The 1147-nt window shown below is 69.3% G+C and carries 2 protein-coding genes; both read right to left on the reverse strand.

Translation table 11 applies throughout. From position 1 onward, the window contains the following. Window positions 1-566: AMP-binding protein (locus ISP15_RS18395; protein ID WP_449757826.1), on the reverse strand; the 566-nt coding region annotated here is incomplete at its 3' end. 137 nt (window positions 567-703) lie between these two features. Next, window positions 704-1084 (reverse strand): AMP-binding protein, encoded by a 381-nt coding sequence (locus tag ISP15_RS18400; protein WP_449757827.1) that lies wholly within the window; start codon window positions 1082-1084, stop codon window positions 704-706. Between the last annotated feature and the right edge of the window lie 63 nt (window positions 1085-1147).

The raw sequence follows: 1147 nt of genomic DNA on the forward strand, positions 1-1147 counted from the left end.
CCCGGCACGCCTTCGGGTTGCTCCTGGCCCTGGCGGTCCAGCACCAGGCAGCGCACATTCGCCATCGGCCGGCCGATCCGCGGCAGCGGACCTTCGATGCGCGCCATCGTCGCGTCCACCGTCGTCTCCGTCGGCCCGTAAGCGTTCAGCGCACCCTCGGCACGTCCCGCGTAGTGCGCCACGATGCGTCCCCACAGCGTCGCGTTGATCGCCTCGCCGCCGATCACCACGGACGGCAGCGGCGCGCCCTGCACTTCCAGCAACGCCTCGACCTGCAACGGCGTGGCGTCCAGCACCTGGATCGATTCGCGCGCCAGGTACGCACGCAGTTGCATCGGATCCCGGCGCAGTTCCGCCGGCAGCAGGTACAGCGTTGCACCATGGCGCCATTGCACCAGCGCTTGCAGCGATGCANGGCGGCCCCACAGATTCGCGCTGATCGCCTCGCCGCCGATCACCACGGACGGCAGCGGTGCGCCCTGCACTTCCAGCAACGCCTCGACCTGCAACGGCGTGGCGTCCAGCACCTGGATCGATTCGCGCGCCAGGTACGCACGCAGTTGCATCGGATCCCGGCGCAGTTCCGTCGGCAGCAGGTACAGCGTTGCACCATGGCGCCATTGCACCAGCGCTTGCAGCGATGCATCGAAACCGTAGGAGGCATTCCACGCCCAGCGCACCGGACCGCTCACCCCGATGTCCGTCAGGGCCGCATCCANGCGCCCTGCACTTCCAGCAACGCCTCGACCTGCAACGGCGTGGCGTCCAGCACCTGGATCGATTCGCGCGCCAGGTACGCACGCAGTTGCATCGGATCCCGGCGCAGTTCCGCCGGCAGCAGGTACAGCGTTGCACCATGGCGCCATTGCACCAGCGCTTGCAGCGATGCATCGAAACCGTAGGAGGCGTTCCACGCCCAGCGCACCGGACCGCTCACCCCGATGTCCGTCAGGGCCGCATCCAATCCCGCGGCGAGGTTCATCACGCTGCCGTGCTCGACCCGCACACCTTTCGGACGACCGCTCGAGCCCGACGTGAACAGGATGTAGGCCAGTCGATCCGACGGCGTCGGCTCGCTCCGCACCGGATCGTGCGCCGGCGCCGCCGCCAGCTCCGCGCGCAGCGCCGCCGTGTCCAACGCCAGCGG

This window comes from Dyella jejuensis, assembly GCF_044904675.1.
Lineage (GTDB): Bacteria > Pseudomonadota > Gammaproteobacteria > Xanthomonadales > Rhodanobacteraceae > Dyella_B > Dyella_B jejuensis.